The 21,642-nt window shown below is 61.8% G+C and carries 18 protein-coding genes; 10 read left to right on the top strand and 8 right to left on the bottom strand.

What is annotated here, in order from left to right:
- Positions 1–67: 67 nt before the first annotated feature.
- From ACB030_RS18620 to lolE, 3 genes are all read left to right on the top strand, one after another.
- Positions 68–1,303 (top strand): lipoprotein-releasing ABC transporter permease subunit, encoded by a 1,236-nt coding sequence (locus tag ACB030_RS18620; protein ID WP_371161880.1) that lies wholly within the window; start codon positions 68–70, stop codon positions 1,301–1,303.
- A 97-nt stretch (positions 1,304–1,400) separates the two neighbouring features.
- Positions 1,401–2,099 (top strand): lipoprotein-releasing ABC transporter ATP-binding protein LolD, encoded by a 699-nt coding sequence (lolD, locus tag ACB030_RS18615; protein ID WP_205641631.1) that lies wholly within the window; start codon positions 1,401–1,403, stop codon positions 2,097–2,099.
- On the top strand, positions 2,099–3,340 hold the full coding sequence (gene lolE, locus ACB030_RS18610; protein ID WP_265437012.1) for a lipoprotein-releasing ABC transporter permease subunit LolE: 1,242 nt from the start codon (positions 2,099–2,101) through the stop codon (positions 3,338–3,340). The genes lolD and lolE overlap by 1 nt, the downstream gene beginning before the upstream one ends.
- Before the next feature lie 101 nt (positions 3,341–3,441).
- Here lolE and yfbR read toward each other — a convergent pair whose 3' ends face one another.
- A complete protein-coding gene (gene yfbR, locus ACB030_RS18605; protein ID WP_139439396.1) occupies positions 3,442–4,032 on the bottom strand; it encodes a 5'-deoxynucleotidase in 591 nt (196 codons plus the stop codon).
- A gap of 90 nt (positions 4,033–4,122) precedes the next feature.
- On the bottom strand, positions 4,123–4,557 hold the full coding sequence (locus tag ACB030_RS18600) for a YccF domain-containing protein (RefSeq protein WP_025326815.1): 435 nt from the start codon (positions 4,555–4,557) through the stop codon (positions 4,123–4,125).
- Between the two features lie 430 nt (positions 4,558–4,987).
- Here ACB030_RS18600 and tig point away from each other — a divergent pair, with 430 nt between their 5' ends.
- From tig to ppiD, 6 genes are all read left to right on the top strand, one after another.
- Positions 4,988–6,298, top strand: coding sequence for a trigger factor (tig, locus tag ACB030_RS18595; protein ID WP_371161877.1), 1,311 nt, complete (start codon positions 4,988–4,990; stop codon positions 6,296–6,298).
- A gap of 86 nt (positions 6,299–6,384) precedes the next feature.
- A complete protein-coding gene (clpP, locus tag ACB030_RS18590; protein ID WP_005324106.1) occupies positions 6,385–7,008 on the top strand; it encodes an ATP-dependent Clp endopeptidase proteolytic subunit ClpP in 624 nt (207 codons plus the stop codon).
- Positions 7,009–7,078: 70 nt separating this feature from the next.
- A complete protein-coding gene (gene clpX, locus ACB030_RS18585) occupies positions 7,079–8,353 on the top strand; it encodes an ATP-dependent protease ATP-binding subunit ClpX (protein ID WP_005324108.1) in 1,275 nt (424 codons plus the stop codon).
- Between the two features lie 140 nt (positions 8,354–8,493).
- Positions 8,494–10,848, top strand: coding sequence for an endopeptidase La (gene lon / locus ACB030_RS18580; protein WP_043130769.1), 2,355 nt, complete (start codon positions 8,494–8,496; stop codon positions 10,846–10,848).
- Between the two features lie 240 nt (positions 10,849–11,088).
- On the top strand, positions 11,089–11,361 hold the full coding sequence (gene hupB / locus ACB030_RS18575) for a nucleoid-associated protein HU-beta (RefSeq protein ID WP_005315375.1): 273 nt from the start codon (positions 11,089–11,091) through the stop codon (positions 11,359–11,361).
- A gap of 149 nt (positions 11,362–11,510) precedes the next feature.
- Complete coding sequence (gene ppiD, locus ACB030_RS18570; RefSeq protein WP_371161874.1) at positions 11,511–13,424, top strand: peptidylprolyl isomerase; 1,914 nt, start codon at positions 11,511–11,513, stop codon at positions 13,422–13,424.
- A 299-nt stretch (positions 13,425–13,723) separates the two neighbouring features.
- On the opposite strand, the gene ACB030_RS18565 is transcribed toward ppiD, so the two are convergent.
- The 5 genes from ACB030_RS18565 to ACB030_RS18545 all read right to left on the bottom strand — a co-directional run bounded on the left by ACB030_RS18565 (position 13,724) and on the right by ACB030_RS18545 (position 20,016).
- Positions 13,724–15,316, bottom strand: coding sequence for an ABC-F family ATPase (locus ACB030_RS18565; RefSeq protein ID WP_205641637.1), 1,593 nt, complete (start codon positions 15,314–15,316; stop codon positions 13,724–13,726).
- 212 nt (positions 15,317–15,528) lie between these two features.
- Positions 15,529–17,184, bottom strand: a complete 1,656-nt coding sequence (locus ACB030_RS18560; RefSeq protein ID WP_205641638.1) for a cation acetate symporter — start codon at positions 17,182–17,184, stop codon at positions 15,529–15,531.
- Positions 17,181–17,492, bottom strand: coding sequence for a DUF485 domain-containing protein (locus tag ACB030_RS18555; RefSeq protein WP_371161872.1), 312 nt, complete (start codon positions 17,490–17,492; stop codon positions 17,181–17,183). Before ACB030_RS18555 ends, ACB030_RS18560 begins: the two co-directional genes overlap by 4 nt.
- Before the next feature lie 107 nt (positions 17,493–17,599).
- Positions 17,600–18,226, bottom strand: a complete 627-nt coding sequence (locus tag ACB030_RS18550; RefSeq protein WP_371161871.1) for a 3'-5' exonuclease — start codon at positions 18,224–18,226, stop codon at positions 17,600–17,602.
- A 2-nt stretch (positions 18,227–18,228) separates the two neighbouring features.
- A complete protein-coding gene (locus ACB030_RS18545) occupies positions 18,229–20,016 on the bottom strand; it encodes a putative nucleotidyltransferase substrate binding domain-containing protein (protein WP_371161869.1) in 1,788 nt (595 codons plus the stop codon).
- Positions 20,017–20,175: 159 nt separating this feature from the next.
- On the opposite strand from ACB030_RS18545, the gene ACB030_RS18540 reads away from it, so the two are divergent.
- Positions 20,176–20,982 carry a crotonase/enoyl-CoA hydratase family protein gene (locus tag ACB030_RS18540; protein WP_371161867.1) on the top strand — a complete coding sequence of 269 codons (807 nt, stop codon included), beginning with the start codon at positions 20,176–20,178 and terminating at the stop codon, positions 20,980–20,982.
- Positions 20,983–21,041: 59 nt separating this feature from the next.
- On the opposite strand, the gene ACB030_RS18535 is transcribed toward ACB030_RS18540, so the two are convergent.
- Positions 21,042–21,642, bottom strand: a 601-nt coding sequence (locus ACB030_RS18535) for an IS4 family transposase (protein ID WP_371161865.1), incomplete at its 5' end; no start/stop codon positions are given.

The raw sequence follows: 21,642 nt of genomic DNA, 5'->3' as shown, positions 1-21,642 counted from the left end.
GGCTTGCGTTGAGGCGTCAACAGACCCTATTATCCGGCATCTTATTTTGTTGGCAACGTAGATATCCTTGAAGACCGGACTTTTTCAGCCACTCTCGCTGGCCATAGGCCTGCGTTATGCAGGCTCGCGACGCAGTAACCGCTTCGTCTCCTTTATCTCCCTGTTTTCCACCTTTGGCATCGCCATCGGGGTTGCGGCCCTGATGGTGGTCATTTCGGTGATGAACGGGTTCGAGGGGCAGCTCAAGGGGCGCATTCTCGGGGTGATCCCCCACGTGGTGGTGACCAATCCGGCGGGGCGCATCGATGCCCATCCGCCCGGCCTGCCCGATCTCGACACGTTGCCCCACGTGGTGGCCACGGCCCCCATGCTCGACAGCGAAGGCATGTTGCAAAGCCCGGGCCAGCTCACCGGGGTGAGCGTGCAGGGGATAGATCCGGCGCGCTGGCCCAAGGATGACATCCTCCATGCCCAGATGCTGGGGGGACGGCTGGACAGCCTGCAGCGCGGCCAATACCACATAGTGCTGGGGCAGGGGGTGGCCAACCGCCTCAAGGTCTCCATTGGCGACGAGGTGCGTCTCATCCTGACCGAAGGGACCCGCTTCACCCCCTTTGGCCGGGTACCGGCCCAGCGGATCTTCACCGTCTCCGGCATCTTCGGGGTCGGTGCCGACGTGGACAGCCAGGTGGCGCTGATTGCCCTGGGGGACGCCCAGCGCCTGCTGCGCCTGCCCGAGGAGACAGTGGGCGGCATCCGCCTCTGGCTTGACGATCCCTTCGCCGCCGACCAGGTGGTGAAAACCGCGCTGCCGGACGGACTGGAGTGGCAGGATTGGCGCCGGGAGCGGGGTGAACTCTTCCAGGCGGTGGCCATGGAGAAACGCATGATGGGGCTGATGCTGGTGCTGATCATCGCGGTCGCCACCTTCAACATCCTCTCCGCCCTGGTGATGGTGGTTACCGACAAGGAAGGTGAGGTCGCCATACTGCGTACCATGGGCATGAGCGAGGCAGGGATAGTCAAGATTTTCATGGTGCTGGGGGCGTCGAGCGGCGTCATCGGCGCCCTGTTTGGCGGTCTGGCGGGGCTGGTCCTGTCGTTCGGACTCAACCCCCTGCTCGATACGGTGGGGCTCAACCTCTATATGGCGGCGGGGGGCAGCGGTCTGCCGGTCATCGTCGAACCCGCCCAGGTCATGACCATCTTGCTGGGGGCGGTGCTGCTGAGCTTCAGTGCCACCCTCTATCCGGCGGCCCGTGCGGCCCGGGTCAAACCGGCCGAGGCATTACGTTATGAATAGCGCCGTGAATCCATCATCTTCTGTTGTTACCTCCGGTGCGAGTGCCGGCGTTGTGGCTGGTGCCAATGTGGTCACCGGTATAAGTGGAGCCCCTGTTATGAATGAACCCCACTCCTGCGAGCCTCTGCTGCGCTGCCAGGCCCTCAACCATGTCTATAAAGAGGGTAATCTGGAGACCCAGGTGCTCAAGGGGATAGATCTCTGCGTCGCCCCCGGCGAGATGCTGGCGGTGGTGGGGAGCTCGGGCTCGGGCAAGACCACCCTGCTGCACCTGATGGGGGCGCTGGACAACCCCTCGAGCGGCGCCGTGCTGTTCAAGGGGCAGGACATCCACCACTGGGACAGCAAGACCCAGGCCCGTTTTCGCAATCAGGAGCTGGGCTTCGTCTACCAGTTCCACCACCTGCTGGCCGAGTTCACCGCGCTGGAGAACACCGCCATGCCGCTGCTGATCGCCGGCGAGTCGGTGGCGAGCGCCACCGACAAGGCGACCCGGATGCTGGGGCGGGTGGGGCTCTCCCATCGTCTCAATCACAGACCTTCCGAGCTCTCCGGTGGCGAGCGCCAGCGGGTGGCCATCGCCCGTGCCCTGGTCAACGAGCCGAGCCTGGTGCTGGCGGACGAGCCCACCGGCAACCTGGATCATGCCAGCGCCACTGCGGTGTACGAGCTGCTCTGCGAGCTCAACCGGGAGCTGGGCACGGCCTTCGTGGTGGTCACCCATGACTTGAGCCTCGCCGCCAAGCTGCACCGCCGGGTGACCCTGGTGAGCGGCATCATGGCGGAGGTCGCCTGATGTTCAAGCCGCTGCCCCTCTTTCTGGGCCTGCGTTACAGCCGCTCCCGCCGTCGCAACGGCTTCATCGCCTTCATTTCCGCCTCTTCCCTGATCGGCATAGCCCTCGGGGTGATGGCCCTCATTCTTGGCCTCTCCGCCATGAACGGCTTCGAGCGGGAGCTCAAGAACCGGGTGCTCTCGGTGGTGCCCCACGGTGAGCTCATCGGCATGGAGGCGCCCCTGCCGGACTGGCCGAGGCTTCGGGACTACCTGCTGGCCCAGCCCGGGATCGAGGCCGCGGCCCCTGTCATCCGCCTCGATGGCCTGCTGGAGCACGGCTCCGCCATCAAGGGGGTGCAGGTGCGCGCCGTGCTGCCCGAGCTCGAGGCGAACCTGTCGGACGCTGGCAACTACATGACAGGGCTGGGTTTTCGTGAACTGCAGGCGGGCGAGCACGGGGTGATCCTCGGCAAGACCATCGCCGACAAGCTGGGGGTCAAGATAGGTGATCCCGTGACCCTGCTGCTGCCCCAAGGGGGAGACGAGACGGGGATCAAGAATCCCCGGCGGGAGACCCTGACCGTGGTGGGGCTGCTGGAGATAGGCGGCCAGCTCGACGGCGTGCTCGGCTTCATGCACCTGACCGATGCCCAGTCCATCACCGGCATGGGCAGCGCGGTGGAAGGCTTCAGCCTCAAGGTGAACGACGTGCTCAAGGCGCAGTCCATCACGGTGGCGGCCGCCCGCAAATTCCCGCACTACGTCTACATCAGCAGCTGGATGAGCCGCCAGGGGTACCTCTATCAGGACATCCAGATGGTGCGCACCGTCATGTACGTGGTGATGCTGATGGTGGTGGCGGTGGCCTGCTTCAACATCGTCTCCACCCTGGTGATGGCGGTGAACGAGAAGCGCAGCGAGATCGCCATCCTCAAGACCATGGGGGCGAGCCCGGGCCAGATCCGGCTCACCTTCGTCATCCAGGGGATGGTGAACGGGGTGCTCGGGGCCTTGCTCGGTGCTCTGCTGGGGGGGCTGCTTTCGAGCAAGCTGACCCAGATCCTGAGCGGTATCGAAAAGCTCATCGGCCATCGTTTCCTCAACCCGGACATCTACTTCATCGACTTCCTGCCGACCGAGCTGCACATGCAGGATCTGGTGATAGTGACCAGCGCCGCCATCCTGATGAGTCTGCTGGCCACCCTCTATCCCGCCTGGCGGGCGAGCGGTCTGGTGCCCTCCCGGGAGCTGGGTCACTGATCCGCGAGCCAGCTCTGCCAAGCCTGGCAATATGCTGAACAAAGAAGGGCCCGCCGGTCTGCACCGGCGGGCCCTTCTCTCTTCTGGTCGTTCCGACTGGCTTAGTGGGCGTTGAGCTCATCGAGGGGCAGGGAGAAGCTCGCCACGAACACATCGATAAAGTAGCGCATGGCCGGGTTCATCCTGGCCTCCAGCATCTGTTCGAGGCGCTTGCGCGCGGGCTCGAACTCCCGGTTGCCTGCATTTATCTCCTCCAGACACTTGGTATAGGCACAGAGGGTGTCGGCATCCTTCACCAGCCGGGCGAGGGCGTCGTCCTGGGCAGCGGAGTCGAGCAGGGGGCGAAAGTCTTCCATCAGCTCGGGGGGCAGCATGCCCAGCAGGCGCTGCTCGGCGGCGAGCTCAATCTTCTTGTACTCGCGGGCTATTTCGGGGTTGAAGTACTTGACCGGGGTCGGCAGATCGCCGGTCAGCACCTCGCTGCTGTCGTGATAGAGGGCCATCACGGCGGCGTGGTTGGCATCCACCTTGCCATCAAACAGCCGGTTGCTGATAACGCCGAGGGCGTGGGCCACCATGGCCACCTGCAGGCTGTGCTCGGCGATGTTCTCCGGCTGGATGTTGCGCATCAGCGGCCAGCGGTAGATGAGCCGCATGCGGGCGAGGTTGGCAAAAAAATGGCTGGGCAGCATGGAGGACCTCGAACTGGGGCAATGAAAAAGGGCAGACCCTAGTCTGCCCTTTTTTGACGTCCCAGGCATAGCCTGGCGATGCATTCTTGTTTAGCGGATATAGCGACCGGATTCGGCCTCGTGGTTGGTGACTATCATCTGGCCTATGGGGGCCAGGGCAATCAACGCCAGCTTGAGGTGCTGGATGCCGAACGGGATGCCGATGATGGTCACGAAGCAGGCCAGGGCAGAGGCGATGTGGCCTATGGCCAGCCAGATCCCGATCACCAGGAACCAGAGGATGTTGCCAATCATCCCGAGGGCACCTGTGCCTATGTCGCTCTGCCCCGTCATTGTCTTGCGGTTGACCGCCTGCTTGCCGAACGGGAAGAAGGTAAAGGTGCCGATGACGAAACAGGCGCGTCCCCAGGGGATCCCTATCAGGGAGACGAAGCAGAGCAGCCCGGCCAGCCACCAGGCCAGCCCCATAAAGACGCCCCCCAGTACAAACCAGAGCAGATTGAACAAGAAGCGGAAAAAGGACATGTGGGTCTCTCCAGACTCATAAATTGGCAGTCACCATAGCGAGCGGCGCCGAGGGACGCAATGGCTGATGCGAGAAGGCGGACAATTTGGGTCGCAGACCCCCTGAGCGCACCGCTCCCGGCGACGCCGGGAGATGAAAAAAGCATAGGGTGGCGTGCAAAAAGGTGAGCAAGTGCAAATTATTGCGAACCTGATGCTTGAACTCGGCGCAAGGCTTCCCCATATAGGAGGCAGTCTTGCGCAAATTGTGCTGTCTGTGCCCCGGATGGGGGATGTGCGGCTCGACGCGACCAATGTGCGCCGCTATAATGTCGCGTCATATTTTCTCATCACAAAGACAGTCGTTGTCTTTATAAACAGGAAGACTCCGGGCTTTGCCCAGGGGTAATAAAGGGTCAGCACACAGTGCTGAGTTGAACGAGGTAAAAGAATGCAAGTTTCTGTAGAGACAACCCAAGGTCTGGAACGCCGTCTTACCATCACTGTACCGGCTGCTACCGTTGACGCTGCCGTGCGTAAAGAATTGAATGGCCTGGCCAAGACTCGTCGCATCGACGGTTTCCGTCCTGGCAAGGCTCCGGTTGCCATCATCAAGAAGATGTTCGGCGCCATGGCCCATGCCCGCGTTGCCGATGAAATGATGCAGAACAACTTCATCAAGGCCATCATCGAGAGCAAACTGAGCCCGGCCGGTGCGCCGACCATGGATCCGAAAGAGATCAAGGAAGGCCAGGATTTCGAATTCACCGCCACTTTCGAAGTGTACCCGGAGTTTGAAGTTGCCGGTCTCGAGAGCATCAAGGTCGAGAAGCCGGTTGCCTCCGTCAAGGATGCCGACCTGGCCAACATGATCGACACCCTGCGCAAGCAGCACGCCACCTGGTCTGACGTCGATGCCGCTGCCGCCAATGGCATGCGCGTCACCCTGGACTTCGTCGGTTCCATCGACGGTGAAGAGTTCGACGGTGGCAAGGCTGAAGGTTTCACTCTGGAACTGGGCGCCGGCCGCATGATCCCTGGCTTCGAAGACGCCATCCTGGGCAAGAAAGCGGGCGACGAGTTCACCATCGAGGTGACTTTCCCGGCTGACTACCACGCCGAAGCCCTGAAGGGCAAAGCGGCCAAGTTCGCCTCCAAGCTGAACAAGGTTGAAGAGCAGGTGCTGCCTGAGCTGACCGAAGAGTTCGTCAAGCGTTTTGGCATCGAGAGCGGCAGCGTTGAAGAGCTGAAAGCCGAAGTGCGCAAGAACATGGAGCGCGAACTGGCTCAAGCCCTGAAAAACAGCGTGAAAGAGCAAGTGCTGAACGGCCTGGTTGAAGCCAACCAGATCGATCTGCCGAAGGCTGCCGTTGCCCAGGAAATCGACGCCCTGCGTCAGCAAGCCCTGCAGCGTTTCGGTGGCTTCCAGGGCGGCAACGCTCCCGAGCTGCCGGCCGAGCTGTTCCAGGCGCAAGCCGAGCGTCGCGTACGCGTCGGTCTGCTGCTGGGTGACGTCATCCGCACCAACGAGATCAAGGCTGACGACGCCCGCGTGACCAGCATCATCGAGTCCATGGCCACTGCCTACGAAGATCCGAAGGAAGTGATCGAGTACTACCAGAAGAACGAGCAGATGCTGAACGGCGTTCGTAACCTGGCCATCGAAGATCAAGCCATCGACCTGATCCTGTCCAAGGCGCAAGTGACCGAGAAAGAAGTTGCCTTCGACGACGTGATCAACAAGTCCGGTGCCGCTGCCTAAGAACATTTGACTTAAGGTCAAAACTGTTAAGTATAATGGCTCGTGTGATCTCCACTCGGGCCATTTTATTTTAGGGACAATGCCTTATGTACAAGAACTATAACGATGTGACTGAATCCCCACGCAATGCGCTCATCCCTATGGTGGTCGAGCAGACGGCGAAAGGGGAGCGTTCCTATGACATCTATTCCCGTCTGCTCAAGGAGCGGGTGATCTTCCTGACCGGTCAGGTTGAAGATCACATGGCGAATCTGGTGGTGGCTCAGCTGCTGTTTCTGGAGTCCGAGAACCCGGATCAGGACATCAGCATCTACATCAACTCGCCGGGTGGTGCCGTCACCGCGGGGATGTCCATCTATGACACCATGCAGTTCATCAAGCCGGACGTCAGCACCGTCTGCATGGGGCAGGCCTGCTCCATGGGCGCCTTCCTGCTGGCTGGTGGTGCCAAGGGCAAGCGTTTCTGCCTGCCTAATGCTCGCGTGATGATCCATCAGCCGCTGGGCGGCTTCCAGGGCCAGGCATCTGACATCCAGATCCATGCCCAGGAGATCCTGAAAATCAAGAATACCCTGAATGATCGTCTGGCTTTCCATACCGGACAGGACATGGCCACCATCGAACGCGACACCGACCGTGACAACTTCATGTCGGCCGAGCAGGCCGTGGCCTATGGTCTGGTTGACGGCATCCTGAGCCAGCGTGGCTGAGCAGGGTATCCCGTCCTGTTGTAAACTCAGCAGGACGATCCATCCTCTATTGATAAAACGAGGTTGCTGAATGACAGAGAAACGCAAGGGTGAGGGCGACAAGCTGCTTTATTGCTCTTTCTGCGGCAAAAGCCAGCATGAAGTGCGTAAGCTGATCGCTGGCCCTTCCGTCTACGTATGTGATGAGTGTGTCGAGCTGTGCAACGACATCATCCGCGAGGAGATCCGCGAGATCTCTCCCAAGCGCGATGGTAGCGAGCTGCCGACCCCTCATGAAATCCGCGCTCATCTGGACGACTACGTGATCGGGCAGGAGTACGCCAAGAAGGTGCTGGCAGTTGCCGTCTACAACCACTACAAGCGTCTGCGCAGCGGCAGCGAGTCCGGTGGTGTGGAGCTTGGCAAGTCCAACATCCTGCTGATTGGCCCGACCGGCAGCGGCAAGACGCTGCTGGCCGAGACACTCGCCCGTCTGCTGGATGTGCCCTTCACCATGGCCGATGCCACCACATTGACCGAAGCCGGTTATGTGGGCGAGGACGTGGAGAACATCATCCAGAAGTTGCTGCAAAAGTGCGACTACGATGTGGAGAAGGCCCAGCGCGGTATCGTCTACATCGACGAGATCGACAAGATCTCCCGCAAGTCGGACAACCCCTCCATCACCCGCGATGTCTCCGGGGAAGGGGTGCAGCAGGCACTGCTGAAGCTGATCGAAGGCACCATCGCTTCCGTCCCGCCGCAAGGGGGCCGCAAGCATCCGCAGCAGGAGTTCCTGCAGGTTGATACCTCCAAGATCCTCTTCATCTGTGGCGGCGCCTTCGCCGGCCTGGACAAGGTGATTGAGCAGCGTTCCGTCAAGGGGACCGGCATCGGCTTTGGCGCCGACGTCAAATCCAAGAATGCCAAGGCGACCTTAAGCGAGAACTTTGCCAAGGTGGAGCCGGAAGATCTGATCAAATACGGTCTGATCCCCGAGTTCATCGGTCGTCTGCCGGTGGTGGCGACCCTCACCGAGCTGGACGAAGCGGCCCTCATCCAGATCCTGAAAGAGCCGAAGAACGCGCTGACCAAACAGTACGCCGCGTTGTTTGCCCTGGAAGAGGTGGAGCTGGAATTCCGTGACGACGCCCTGAACGCCATCGCGCGCAAGGCGATGGAGCGAAAGACCGGTGCCCGTGGCCTGAGATCCATCGTCGAAGCCGTGTTGCTCGACACCATGTATGACCTCCCCTCCCTGGAAGGGGTCAGCAAGGTGGTGATCGACGAGACGGTGATCAAGGGGGACTCCGCGCCCCTGATGATCTACGACAATCCCGAGACACAGGCCGCAGCGTCAGAGTAACTGACTGATTTTTAATCACATAAAGGGGCATTTTGCCCCTTTCATGCTTTTTACGGCCAAGGCGATTGAATCTCATCTTTGCGCCCCCATATACTCAGCCAAGCGCTTTGCCAACGGTATAACAAGCCGAGAGGACATATATGAACCTAGAGCGTTCAGAACGCATCGAGATTCCCGTCCTGCCTCTTCGTGACGTGGTGGTTTACCCCCACATGGTCATTCCACTCTTTGTGGGGCGGGAAAAATCCATTCGCTGTCTGGAAGCGGCCATGGAGCAGGACAAGAAAGTCCTGCTGGTGGCCCAGAAGGATGCGTCAACTGACGAGCCGACGGTGGAGGAGATCTTCTCCGTCGGGACAGTGGCCAACATTTTGCAGATGCTCAAGCTGCCTGACGGCACCGTCAAGGTGCTGGTGGAAGGGGGCCAGCGTGCCCGTCTTGAGCGGATGATCGATGACAAGGACTTCTTCGTCGGTGAGGCGCAGTACATAGCGTCTGCCCCCATCGAGGAGAAGGACCAGGACGTGCTGGTGCGCTCCGCCATCGGCCAGTTTGAAGGCTATATCAAGCTCAACAAGAAGATCCCGCCCGAGGTGCTGACCTCGATCTCGGCGATCGACGATGCGGCGCGCCTGGCTGACACCATGGCTGCCCACATGCCGCTCAAGCTCGAAGACAAGCAGAAGGTGCTGGAAATCGCCTCTGTGTCCGAGCGCATCGAGTTTCTGATGGCCATGATGGAGTCGGAGATCGACCTCTTGCAGGTCGAGAAGCGCATCCGCTCCCGGGTCAAGAAGCAGATGGAGAAGAGCCAGCGGGAGTACTACCTCAACGAGCAGATGAAGGCCATCCAGAAAGAGCTGGGTGAGCTGGAAGACAGCCCGGACGAATTCGAAGCCCTCAATCGCAAGATTGACGAGGCGGGGATGCCGGACGATGCCCGTGAGAAGGCCCTGGCCGAGCTTGCCAAGCTGAAGATGATGTCCCCCATGTCTGCGGAAGCCACAGTGGTGCGCAGCTATGTGGACTGGATGGTGCAGGTGCCCTGGAAGGCCCGCTCCAAGGTCAAGAAGGATCTCGCCAAGGCCCAAGAGGTGCTGGATTCGGATCACTATGGCCTGGACAAGGTCAAGGATCGCATCCTCGAGTATCTGGCGGTACAGGCGCGGGTGAACAAGCTCAAGGGCCCCATCCTCTGCCTGGTTGGGCCTCCCGGTGTGGGCAAGACCTCGCTCGGTCAGTCCATCGCCAAGGCGACCGGTCGCAAGTACGTGCGCATGGCGCTCGGTGGGGTGCGTGACGAGGCGGAGATCCGCGGCCACCGCCGCACCTACATCGGCTCCATGCCCGGCAAGCTCATCCAGAAGATGGCGAAAGTCGGCGTGAAGAACCCGCTGTTCCTGCTCGACGAGATCGACAAGATGAGCTCGGACATGCGTGGCGATCCCGCTTCTGCCTTGCTGGAAGTGCTGGATCCCGAACAGAACAGCAGCTTCAACGATCACTATCTGGAAGTGGATTATGACCTGTCGGACGTGATGTTCGTGGCCACCTCCAACTCCATGAACATCCCGGGGCCGCTGCTTGACCGGATGGAAGTGATCCGTCTGTCCGGTTACACCGAGGACGAGAAGCTCAACATCGCCAAGCAGCATCTGCTGGCAAAGCAGATCCAGCGCAACGGTCTGAAAGAGTCCGAGATCACCATCGAGGATTCTGCTCTGGTCGGCGTCATTCGCTACTACACCCGCGAGGCGGGGGTGCGTAGCCTGGAGCGCGAGATCTCCAAGATTTGTCGCAAGGCAGTCAAACGCATCCTGCTGGACAAGAGCATCAAGCATGTTCAGGTCAATCAGGAGAACCTCAAGGAGTTCCTCGGGGTACAGCGTTTCGATTACGGCAAGGCCACCGATCAGAACCAGGTAGGCCAGGTGTGCGGGTTGGCGTGGACCGAAGTGGGGGGCGATCTGCTCACCATCGAGACCACCAACGTGCCGGGCAAGGGCAAGCTCACTTATACCGGTTCCCTCGGTGACGTGATGCAGGAGTCCATCCAGGCCGCCATGACGGTGGTGCGTGCCCGTGCCGAGAAGCTGCGCATCAACGCCGACTTCTACGAGAAGCGCGACATCCACGTGCACGTGCCGGAAGGGGCGACCCCGAAAGACGGCCCGAGCGCCGGTATCGCCATGTGTACCGCCCTGGTCTCCAGCCTCACCGGCAACCCGGTGCGTGCCGATGTGGCCATGACCGGCGAGATCACCCTGCGCGGCGAAGTGCTGCCCATCGGGGGTCTCAAGGAGAAACTGCTGGCGGCTCACCGTGGCGGCATCAAGCGGGTGCTCATCCCGAAAGAGAACGAGCGAGATCTCGAGGAGATCCCGGACAATGTCAAGCAAGACCTTGAAATTTATCCGGTTCGCTGGATTGATGAGGTGCTTGCACTGGCGTTGCAGGACAATCCGCAGGGTTTCGAACGCGTTTCTGTCGTGTAAATGTTGATGCGCCGCAAATTTGGCGCATTCGGGGGGTGGTTAAGGCTTGCAAGCGCCGGGTAACGGAAGTAGCCTTGACCACCGATCGGGTACTCATGATGAGTCGCAATGCGTGATGTGGCGCGGGTTTGCGCCAGATTGTCACTTGCAACTGATCAGGAGGCTTGTTATAAAACCTCCACTTGTTGTGGCCAGGGAAATCAGTGCCGCAGCGATGTTCGATAAAAGGGGAATATAAGAGTGAATAAATCTCAACTGATTGACAAGATTGCAGACGGTGCTGATATCTCCAAAGCTGCCGCTGGCCGTGCGCTGGATGCTTTCATTGATGCCGTGGGTGAAGCCCTGAAAGAGGGTGACCAGGTTGCTCTGGTTGGCTTCGGTACTTTCGCCGTGCGCGAGCGTGCCGCTCGTTCTGGCCGTAACCCGCAAACTGGTGCGACCATCGAAATCGCTGCCGGTAAAGTTCCTGCCTTCAAAGCCGGCAAGGCCCTGAAAGACGCGGTCAACTAAGCCGGGCGCTGATTCTCATCGGCTCCGACCTTGGTCGCTGACCAGACAAGTGAGAGGGCTCTCCCTCATACTGATTGACCAAGGCGCATCGCAATCGGTGCGCCTTTTCATTATTCATGCCCATCGAGTTCGGGAGCATAAGTACAAACATGATGTTGGATAAACTACGCGAAGGGGCGCAGGGCAAGGTAGCCAAGGTTATCTTGGGCCTGATCATCCTCTCCTTTGCCTTGGCCGGTGTAGGCAGCTACCTCAATGGCCCGGCACGTACCGCCCCCGCTACCGTCAACGGCAATGACATCAGTGCCCCTGCACTGGAGAATGCCTATCGCAACGAGCGGGCCCGCATGGAATCCCAAATGGGTGAGGCCTTCAACCAACTGGCCGCCAACCCCGATTACATGAAACAGTTCCGCCGCGGCGTGCTGGACAGGCTGATCGATCAGGCGCTGATCGATGACAAGGCCCGTCAGCTCGGCTTGCGGGTCAGTGATGATCAGATCAAGCAGGCCATCCTGGAGATGCCGGAGTTTGCCGAGGACGGCAAGTTCAACAATGATCGCTATCTGCAACTCATCCGCCGCGCCGGCATGACCCCCGAGATGTTCCGCGACTCCCTGCGCCAGGACATGGTGCGCCAGCAACTGATGGGCGCCCTGCTGGGCTCCGAGTTCGCCCTCAAGGGCGAGGCCGAGCAGCTCGACAAGCTCTACAACCAGACCCGGGATCTGCGCCTGGTGCGTCTGGCTGCCTCTGCCTATCTGGGTGAGGTCGAGGTGAGCGACGCCGAGGTGGAGCAGTTCTACAAGGCCAACAGCGGCCGCTTCATGAACGACGAGAAGGTCAAGGTCGACTACCTGCTGCTCGATGCCGCCAGCCTTGGCAAGAACATCAAGGTGACCGAGCAGGATGCCCAGGATTACTACGATCAGCACCAGGACCTGTTCCAGCGTGCCGAGCGTCGCCAGGTGGCGCACATCCTGATCCCCTTTGGCAAGGATGAGAAGGCGGCCCAGAAGCAGGCCGACGAGCTGCTGGCCAAGGTCAAGGGCGGTGAAGACTTCGCCACCCTGGCCAAAGCCAACTCCAGCGATACCTTCTCCGCCAAGAAGGGCGGCGAACTGGACTGGTTCGAGAAAGGGGTAATGGATCCGGCCTTCGAGCAGGCTGCCTTTGCACTGGCCAAGGCGGGGGACCTCTCCACCGTGGTCAAGAGCCCGTTCGGTTTCCACATCATCAAGCTGCTGGCCGTCGAGCCTGCCAAGACCAAGCCGTTCGTGGATGTGATGAGTGAAACCATCACCCGTCTGCAAGCGGACAAGGCCAAGGAGCTGTTCTTCGCCGAGCAGCAGAAGATGGCCGACAGCAGCTTCGAGAACCCGGATTCCCTGGACTTGACCGCCGAAGCCATGGGTCTGAAGGTGGTCTCGTCTGATTACTTCAGCCAGGCCGACGCCCAGGCGCCCCTCAATGATCCCAAGGTGCTTGCTGCCGCCTTCTCCGAGCAACTGCGCGACGAGAACACCAACTCCGACGTGATCGAGCTCGCCGATGGCAAGGCGCTGGTGCTGCACATCATGGGTCACCAGCCCAAGGCGGCCAAGCCGCTGGCGGAGGTGAAAGACCAGGTGATTGCGGCCATCAAGCATGAGAAGGCCAGCGAAGTAGCCCGTGGCAAGGCCCAGGCCCTGCTGGACAAGCTGCACGCCGGCGAGGACATCCAGGCCGATCTGACCGCCCTCGGGCTGAAGGTGGAGAGCCACAAGGGTGTCTCCCGCTTCGCCCAGGAGATGGATCAGAACCTGCTGGCCCAGGCGTTCCGCATGCCCCATCCGAAGGATGGCAAGCCGAGCGTCGAGCTGGTGGCCGAAGCCAATGGCGATCGCGTGGTGGTGGCGCTGGACAAGGTCAATGTGACCAAGGAGCCGTCCCAGATGGTGAGCCTGCTGCAAGGGCAGCTCGGTCAGGGCAAGGCCCAGGCCGACTACAAGTCGCTGATCGACGAGCTGCGCAAAGCGGCCAAGATTGAGTACTTCACCGACGTGGAGGCGACCGTCGAGTAATCGACTACGCCCTCATTGAAAACGGCTCCTTGATGGAGCCGTTTTTTTATGTCCCGAACACGTGCCCGCTCGGCAAGCGCGGGCGGGCTGAAGAGGGAAGGGGTCAGGCACGGACTTGTGCTGCGTATCCTGGCAGGGGATAAGCAGGACTGATTTATGACAACGCGCGATGCTTGCACCGCACTCTTGCTTCCCCAATCCTTCCCTTGCAGTGGGGGCGCTCACAGGGGAGAAGGGAACAAGGAGGCATAAAAAAACCGGCGCCACTGGCGCCGGTTTCATGATGGAAGACCCAGGGGTTACACCACGCCCTGACTGCGCAGGTAATCCTCGTAGGTGCCGCCGAAGTCGCGGATACCGTTCTCGGTCAGTTCCATGATGCGGGTCGCCAGGGACGACACGAACTCACGGTCGTGGGAGACGAAGATGAGGGTCCCTTGGTACATTTCCAGCGCCAGGTTCAAGGACTCGATGGATTCCATGTCCAGGTGGTTGGTCGGCTCATCCATGATCAGGATGTTGGGGCGCTGCATCATCAGCTTGCCGAACAGCATGCGACCCTGCTCGCCACCGGAGAGCACCTTGACCGGCTTCTTGATGTCGTCCTGGGTGAACAGCAGACGACCCAGCACCGAGCGCACCGCCTGCTCGTCTTCGTTGGCCTGCTTCCACTGGGCCATCCAGTCGAACACGTTGAGATCGGTGTCGAAATCGTCGGCGTGATCCTGGGCGTAGTAGCCGATCTGGGCGTTCTCGGACCACTTGATGGTGCCGCTGTCCGGTGCCAGCTCGCCCATGAGGGTCTTGATCAGGGTGGATTTACCGATACCGTTGGTACCCAGGATGGCGACCTTCTCGCCTACTTCCAGCATCATGCTCAGGCCCTTGAACAGCGGCGCTTCACCATAACCCTTGGACACCCCTTCCACTTCCAGGATGTTGCGGTAGAGCTTCTTGTCCTGCTCGAAGCGGATGAAGGGGTTCTGACGGCTGGAGACCTTCACTTCCTCGATCTTGATCTTGTCGATCTGCTTGAGGCGGGAGGTAGCCTGGCTCGACTTGGAGGCGTTGGCACTGAAACGGGAGACGAAGGATTGCAGGTCGGCAATCTGGGCCTTCTTCTTGGCGTTGTCGGAGAGCAGACGCTCGCGGGCCTGGGTGGCCGCCGTCATGTACTCGTCGTAGTTGCCCGGGTAGACGCGCAGCTCGCCGTAGTCCAGATCCGCCATGTGGGTGCAGACGGAGTTCAGGAAGTGACGGTCGTGAGAGATGATGATCATGGTACTTTCACGATCGTTGAGCACCTGCTCCAGCCAGCGGATGGTGTTGATGTCCAGGTTGTTGGTCGGTTCGTCCAGCAGCAGGATGTCGGGGTTGGAGAAGAGCGCCTGTGCCAGCAGCACCCGCAGTTTCCAGCCCGGGGCCACTTCGCTCATGGGGCCGTTGTGCAGCTCGATGGGGATGCCGGCACCCAGCAGCAGCTCGCCGGCGCGGGCCTCGGCGGTGTAACCGTCATACTCGGCGACCAGGCCTTCCAGCTCGGCGGCCTTCATATAGTCGTCGTCGGTGGCGTCGAGGTTGGCGTAGATGGCATCGCGCTCGGCGATGGCGGCCCACAGCTCGCTATGGCCCATCATGACCACGTCCAGCACGCGCATCTCTTCGTAGGCGAACTGATCCTGGCGCAACTTACCGATGCGCTCGTTGACGTCCAGGCTCACATTACCGCCAGTGGGCTCCAGATCGCCGCCGAGGATCTTCATGAAGGTGGACTTGCCACAGCCGTTTGCGCCGATGAGGCCGTAGCGGTTGCCGCCGCCAAACTTGACGCTGATGTTCTCAAACAGCGGCTTGGCGCCGAACTGCATGGTGATGTTGTTGCTGCTTAACAAAGGAGATGTCCCGGGTTGTCTGTCAAATGGCGCGCATTATGGCACAGATCCCCCGAAAGTTTTAGCAAGAACTGTGATCGGGGCCCATTGCATCGGGGGCCAGGTGGCGAGAAAGGCGCCACTTGCCGGCAGGGTGGGAGAGGGGAGGCGAGAGGGGAGGCCCGGAATAAGAAAAGCCGGCACAGGGCCGGCTTGGGAGCGGTCAGACAACCTTAGTGGGCGGAGGCGCCGGAGGCACCGAGCCCGGTCTGGGAGCGGACGAATTGCGGGAAGAACTTCTGGTGTTCCTCGGAGGCGTTCTGGGACTTGTCGGTGACCGAGAAGAACCAGATCCCGACGAAGGCCAACCCCATGGAGAAGAGCGCCGGGTATTCGTAGGGGAAGATCGCCTGGGCATGGCCCAGTACCTTCACCCACACGGTCGGGCCCAGGATCATCAGGGTCACGGCGCTGATGAGGCCCAGCCAGCCACCATAGACGGCGCCGCGGGTGGTGAGGCGGGACCAGAACATGGAGAGGAAGAGCACCGGGAAGTTGCAGCTCGCCGCGATGGAGAAGGCCAGGCCCACCATGAAGGCGATGTTCTGCTTCTCGAACAATATGCCCAGACCGATGGCCACAACTCCCAGCACCAGCGTGGTCATCTTGGAGACGCGCAGCTCGTCGGCTTCGTTGGCCTTGCCTTCCTTGATGACGCAGGCATAGAGGTCGTGGGAGACCGCAGAGGCGCCCGCCAGGGTCAGCCCGGCGACCACGGCGAGTATGGTGGCGAAGGCCACGGCGGAGATGAAGCCGAGGAACAGGCTACCCCCCACGGCATCGGCCAGATGGACGGCCGCCATGTTGGTGCCTCCCAGCAGGGCGCCGGTGGCATCCTTGAAGTCCGGGTTGGTGCTGACCAGCAGGATGGCACCGAAGCCGATGATGAAGGTCAGGATATAGAAGTAGCCGATGAAGCCGGTGGCATAGAACACCGATTTACGGGCTTCCTTGGCGTCGCTCACGGTGAAGAAGCGCATCAGGATGTGGGGCAGACCGGCGGTACCGAACATCAGGGCCAGCCCGAGGGAGATGGCGGAGATGGGGTCGGCCACCAGGCCACCCGGACTCATGATGGCGGCGCCATTGGCATGAACCTTGACCGCTTCACTGAACAGGGCACCGATGTCGAAGTTGACGGACTTCATCACCATGATGGCCATGAAGGAGGCGCCGGAGAGCAGCATGACCGCCTTGATGATCTGGACCCAGGTGGTGGCCAGCATGCCGCCGAACAGCACGTAGAGCACCATCAGTATGCCGACCAGCACCACGGCCACATGGTATTGCAGGCCGAACAGCAGCTCGATGAGCTTGCCGGCACCCACCATCTGGGCGATGAGGTAGAGGGCCACCACCACCAGGGAGCCGCTGGCGGAGAGGCTGCGTACCGAGGTCTGCTTGAGGCGGTAGGAGGCGACGTCGGCGAAGGTGTACTTGCCGAGGTTACGCAGCCTTTCCGCTATCAGGAACAGTATGATGGGCCAGCCCACCAGGAAGCCGATGGAGTAGATGAGGCCGTCATAGCCCGAGGTGTAGACCAGGGCGGAGATGCCGAGGAAGGAGGCGGCGGACATGTAGTCACCGGCGATGGCCAGGCCGTTCTGGAAGCCGGTGATGCGCCCGCCGGCCGCATAGTAGTCGGAGGCCGAGCGGTTGCGCTTGGAGGCCCAGTAGGTGATGAACAGGGTGGCGGCCACGAAGGCCACGAACATCACGATGGCCGAGATGTTGAGGGGCTGGCGTTGCACCTCGCCGGTCAGCGCATCGGCCGCCAGCAGGGGGGTGGACAACAGGCTTCCGAGCAGCAACAGAGACTTGCCTTTCATGATTGCACTCCCTTGAGGATCTTCTGGTTCAGCTCGTCAAACTCGCCGTTGGCCCGGAATACATAGACGCCGGTCAGCACGAAGGAGGAGAGGATGAGGCCCACGCCAACCGGGATGCCGCGGGTGATGCTGGAGCCTTCGCTGAGCGGGGTGCCAAGCCAGCCGGGGGCGAAGGCGATGAGCAGGATGAACGCCAGGTAGAGCCCCAGCATCAGGATGGAGAGGGTCCAGGCGAAGCGCTGGCGTTTGCTGACCAGCTCCTTGAAGTTGGGATCTTGCTGGATCCTCAGATAACGTTGCTGTTCCATTGCAGTTCTCCGTGACGGTTGTGTCAGCTGTGATTGAAGGGTGTCCCTACCGAGCAGGGGTGCTGCTCATGTAATCAAAATGTGAAGCAAATGTTATTTTCGGACAATTAGACTTTGGGATAAGCCAGCGGGCTGCCCTGATGCAGGCGCAGGAAGATGAGGGCGGCGGCGGCGGCGTCACTCAGGGCGTCGTGCAGGGGCAGGGGCGGCAACCCCAGGTGCTGGCAGATGGCGGCCAGATGCAGGTCGATGACGGCGTCGGGATAGCGCCGATAGAGGTGGTCGTGATAGAGCCGGCTCACCTCTATGCCACGCTGGGGCAGGCGCAGCCCCCACAGTGTCTGGCAGGCCAGATTGAGGATCCGCAGATCATAGGCGATGTGGTAGCCCACCAGCTCGCGGGGCCCGATGAAGGCCAGCAGCAGGCGCAGCGCGGCTTCCAGCGCCATTCCTTGCTGCAGATCCTGATGGCGCAGGCCGTGGATCACCACCGATTGGCCGGTCAGGCTGGCCGGTGGCTGCACCCTGATGCTGAGGGCCTCGCCGGTGAGCAGCCGGTTGCCCTGGATGCGCACCGCCCCGATGGAGACGATCTCCGCCTTGGCGGGATCCAGGCTGGTGGTCTCGAAATCCAGCGCCACCCACTCCTCCTCGGGGGGCGTCGCAAAGAGCGGGGCAAACTCCCCGTCCCCGAAGCCCCGGCCCAGCCAATGACGTCGCCAGCGGCGCAACATGCCTATTGCCTAAGACGAAAGTGCAAGGTGAGCCACTGCTGGAACTTCTTCACCTGATGCAGGGCATGGCGCAGCAGATCCCGCTCTCCGTGCGCGAGTTCGGCAACCTGTACCCGGCTGTCGCCATCCCTGAGCTGGCTGCGCAGCCGCAGCCGCACAAACAGCCGGAAGGCTTCCGCCAGGTTGGCACCATAGTCGGGGCTGAGGCGCCCCGTGGCCACCAGGGCGTCGATCCGCCCCAGGGTCGAGGTCTCCAGCACTTGTGCCTCCAGGGCCAGCACGCGGATGCCGTGTACCAGGGGGAAGAGGCCGCCGCGCTTGAGATCCAGCCCCTCGGGGGCCTGCTCCAGCCGGCCAAAGAGGGTGAGGGGGGTGTGGAAGGCGACCGCCGCCCGGGCCATCTCCGCCAGCAGATCCGGCCTGTCGGCCAGGCGCTCTCTCAGGTGGCGGGCGAGGGGGGCGAGCAGGGGGCGATCCCCCATGATGGCCTGGGCATCGGCCAGGGTGGCGAGCCACAGCAGATCGGCCTCGCTGGCGCGCACGCACGCCTGCTCTATCTCATCCTGCCACTGCCGGGCCCCCTTGACCCACTCCGGATTGCTGACCATCACCTTCCCCGGGCAGGGAGGGTAGCCGAGGCGCGCGAGCAGGGTGCTGAAGGCGGCCAGATCGGCCTGGCGGTCGGGCCAATCCAGGTCATCTCGCAGGATCAGGGCATTGTCCTGATCGGTCTTCTGGATCTGCTCGCCGCGCCCCTCCGAGCCCAGCATCAGCAGGCACACCTGCTCCTGCACCTCGGTCGGGATCACCAGGGCGAAGGCCTTGGCGATCAACTGCTCGTTGATGGTGGCGATGAGTTTCATCAGAAACAGGGTATGGATCCCCTGGGCAAACAGGGTGCGGATGAGTTGTTGCTGCTCTCGGGCCACCGCCTCCAGAGCCCCCTGGCTGTCTGCCCGGGCGATGCGCAGGGTCAGCACATGGGAGTGGGCGGAGAAGAGCCCCAGTACCTGGGTCAGGTGCAGTATCCCCGCCACCTCCTGCCCCTGCCAGATGACCAGCCGCTTGATGCGGTGGCGGGTCATCAGCAACAGGGCATCGAACAGATAGCTGCCTTGCGCCAGGCCGATCAGGGGCGCCGGGGTCAGCACCGCCAGGGTTGCCGTCAGGGGCAGCCCCTTGAGGGTCAGGGCGTGGAGCAGGGTCTTGCGGGTGGCCAGGCTCAGGCTGCCGTCAGCGGCGGGATAGAGCAGGCAATCGGTGCCCCGGCTGGCCATGGCTTCGCTGGCGGCAAGCAGGCTGGTCTGGCTGTCCAGCTGCAGAGGTGGCTGCAGGTGGCCGGGGTCGATGCGGGTCAGAATGAATTCCGCCAGGTTCTGTTGCCCGAGCTGGCCGCGGCGCTCCTGCTCGCGCTGACGCTCGGCCAGGGTGGCGGTGAAATAGTGTGCGAAGGCGGGGTGCGCGTCGCACAGCCCCTGGAAGGTGTCGCGGGGGATCAGCTGGCAGAGGGTGTCTTCCAGGGCGCTGAAGCGATGGCGGCAGTGGCCGTCGAACTGGGCGCGCACATCGAACATGTCCCCCACGCCATAGTCGCCGAAGGGCTGGTGGGGCGCCGACTCCTCCACGGCCCCCTTGATGACGAGGTAGAGGCCGGGGGGCTGGTCCCCCGGATCCTGCACCGTCTGGCCGGCACGAAAGTAGCAGATACTGAGGCGCTGACCGAGCCGTTCACGGGCCGCCTCGTCCAGGCAGTCAAAGGGCGGGCGGGAAAAATCGAACAGAAGTGACATGGCAGTTCTCGGCCGTGAGCATGGGGCCAGTCTGGCAAAGGGGCCAGGGCGGGGCCAGCCGACTTTAGTCGCAGAGGGGGGCTGGCCTCCCTGTACCTGCCGATAACACTCTGGTAACGTTGTGGTATGACCAGTGTCGGCACAAGGAAGAGGAAGGAAATGGACAAACCAAGGATCAGGTGCGAGATCCGGGACGGCATCGCCGAGGTGATGCTGACCCGGGGGGACAAGCTCAATGCGCTGGACAGAGCCATGTTCGGCGCCATCGACGAGACGCTGACGCAGCTTGCGCAGCACAAGGGGCTGCGGGCGGTGATCCTGCACGGCGAGGGGCGGGCGTACTGCGCCGGGCTGGATGTGAAATCCATGCTGAGGCAGCCGGTGGCGGCCCTCGATATTCTCAAGCGCGAGGCGGACGAGGCGACCAACCTGGCCCAGCGGGTCGCCTATGGCTGGCACCAGTTGCCGGTGCCTGTGATCGCCGTGACCCAGGGGGTCTGTTTCGGTGGCGGCCTGCAGATAGCGCTCGGGGCCGACTTTCGTTTCAGCACCCCGGATTGCCGCTTCTCGGTGATGGAGATCAAGTGGGGCATCATTCCCGACATGAGTGGCAGCGTCACCCTGCGCAACCTGATGGGGGTGGACACCGCCATGGAGCTGGCCATGAGCGGCCGCGAGCTGGATGCCCAGGAGGCGCGGGCGCTCGGGTTGGTGAGCCGGGTCTGCGAGGATCCCCTCGACGCGGCACGGGAGTTCGCCAGGACCCTGATCACCAAGTCGCCGGATGCGCTGGCGGGGATCAAGCAGCTCTACCAGCAGGCCTGGGCCCGCAGCGATGAGGTGATGCTGAAGGAAGAGACCCGGCTGCAAAAGCAGATCCTGGGGCGCCCCAACCAGTGGCGGGCGACCCTCAACAGCCTGTTTCGCTGGCGCCTGCCGTTCGGACCGCGCCGCAACGCGCTCTGAACCGCCGCTCACTCTCAAGAGAGCACAAATGAAAATGGCAGCCGGGGCCTGTCTCTTGATCACAACTGTTGATGCGCAAGAGACAGCGCCAGTTCATAGCCTTCAAGGAGGGTCTCTAACCTAAACCAGCCCTCCCATAACACCGCTATCGAGGCTCGCCCCGTGCGCTTGGTGTCCTTCCAGCCCCCCAGTATCGCCAGGCTCTTGTACGCCCACGCCATATCGGGGGCCTCATCCGGCAGGGCCCTCTTCTCCATCTTCAACCACAGCAGCTTCCAGCTCTTCGTGCCCAGCAGTTCTTCGCAGCTTTCTCCCTGCGCGGCAGGCTCCTCTTTGATAAATCGCAACTGCAGCAGCCGCACCGCGATAAAGGCCAGGATGACGCTCATACGCGTCAGGTTTTCCCGGCTCTGCATCCTCAACGCCTCGACCCTCGTGCCTGCACTCTTCCAGACCTTGTGATAATCCTCGATGAGCCAGCGCCGCTCGTAGTAGCCGATAATCTCGCTGGCCTGTTCGGGGCTGGTCACCGCTTCACTGGTCAGCAGATGCCACTCCAGCCGGTCGGCGGCATCGCTCTGCTCGATGCATCCCACGTAGTAGAGCGGAATATCCGGCTCGCTACGCTTGTTGGCCGGGGCCTTCAGGGTGACCCTGGCA

The sequence above is a fragment of the Aeromonas sp. S16(2024) genome, from assembly GCF_041403065.1.
GTDB lineage: Bacteria > Pseudomonadota > Gammaproteobacteria > Enterobacterales > Aeromonadaceae > Aeromonas.
Note: the sequence above shows the minus strand (reverse complement) of the source record. Positions and strands in the feature narration are given on the sequence as shown.

Bases quoted from the DNA above. Each gene is read 5' to 3' on its own strand.
- ACB030_RS18600 (WP_025326815.1), bottom strand. From the start codon at position 4,557: ATGTCCTTTTTCCGCTTCTTGTTCAATCTGCTCTGGTTTGTACTGGGG.
- clpP (WP_005324106.1), top strand. From the start codon at position 6,385: ATGTACAAGAACTATAACGATGTGACTGAATCCCCACGCAATGCGCTC.
- ACB030_RS18545 (WP_371161869.1), bottom strand. From the start codon at position 20,016: ATGTCACTTCTGTTCGATTTTTCCCGCCCGCCCTTTGACTGCCTGGAC.
- lolE (WP_265437012.1), top strand. From the start codon at position 2,099: ATGTTCAAGCCGCTGCCCCTCTTTCTGGGCCTGCGTTACAGCCGCTCC.
- yfbR (WP_139439396.1), bottom strand. From the start codon at position 4,032: ATGCTGCCCAGCCATTTTTTTGCCAACCTCGCCCGCATGCGGCTCATC.
- clpX (WP_005324108.1), top strand. From the start codon at position 7,079: ATGACAGAGAAACGCAAGGGTGAGGGCGACAAGCTGCTTTATTGCTCT.
- tig (WP_371161877.1), top strand. From the start codon at position 4,988: ATGCAAGTTTCTGTAGAGACAACCCAAGGTCTGGAACGCCGTCTTACC.
- ACB030_RS18550 (WP_371161871.1), bottom strand. From the start codon at position 18,226: ATGTTGCGCCGCTGGCGACGTCATTGGCTGGGCCGGGGCTTCGGGGAC.
- ACB030_RS18555 (WP_371161872.1), bottom strand. From the start codon at position 17,492: ATGGAACAGCAACGTTATCTGAGGATCCAGCAAGATCCCAACTTCAAG.
- lon (WP_043130769.1), top strand. From the start codon at position 8,494: ATGAACCTAGAGCGTTCAGAACGCATCGAGATTCCCGTCCTGCCTCTT.
- lolD (WP_205641631.1), top strand. From the start codon at position 1,401: ATGAATGAACCCCACTCCTGCGAGCCTCTGCTGCGCTGCCAGGCCCTC.
- ACB030_RS18540 (WP_371161867.1), top strand. From the start codon at position 20,176: ATGGACAAACCAAGGATCAGGTGCGAGATCCGGGACGGCATCGCCGAG.
- ppiD (WP_371161874.1), top strand. From the start codon at position 11,511: ATGATGTTGGATAAACTACGCGAAGGGGCGCAGGGCAAGGTAGCCAAG.
- ACB030_RS18560 (WP_205641638.1), bottom strand. From the start codon at position 17,184: ATGAAAGGCAAGTCTCTGTTGCTGCTCGGAAGCCTGTTGTCCACCCCC.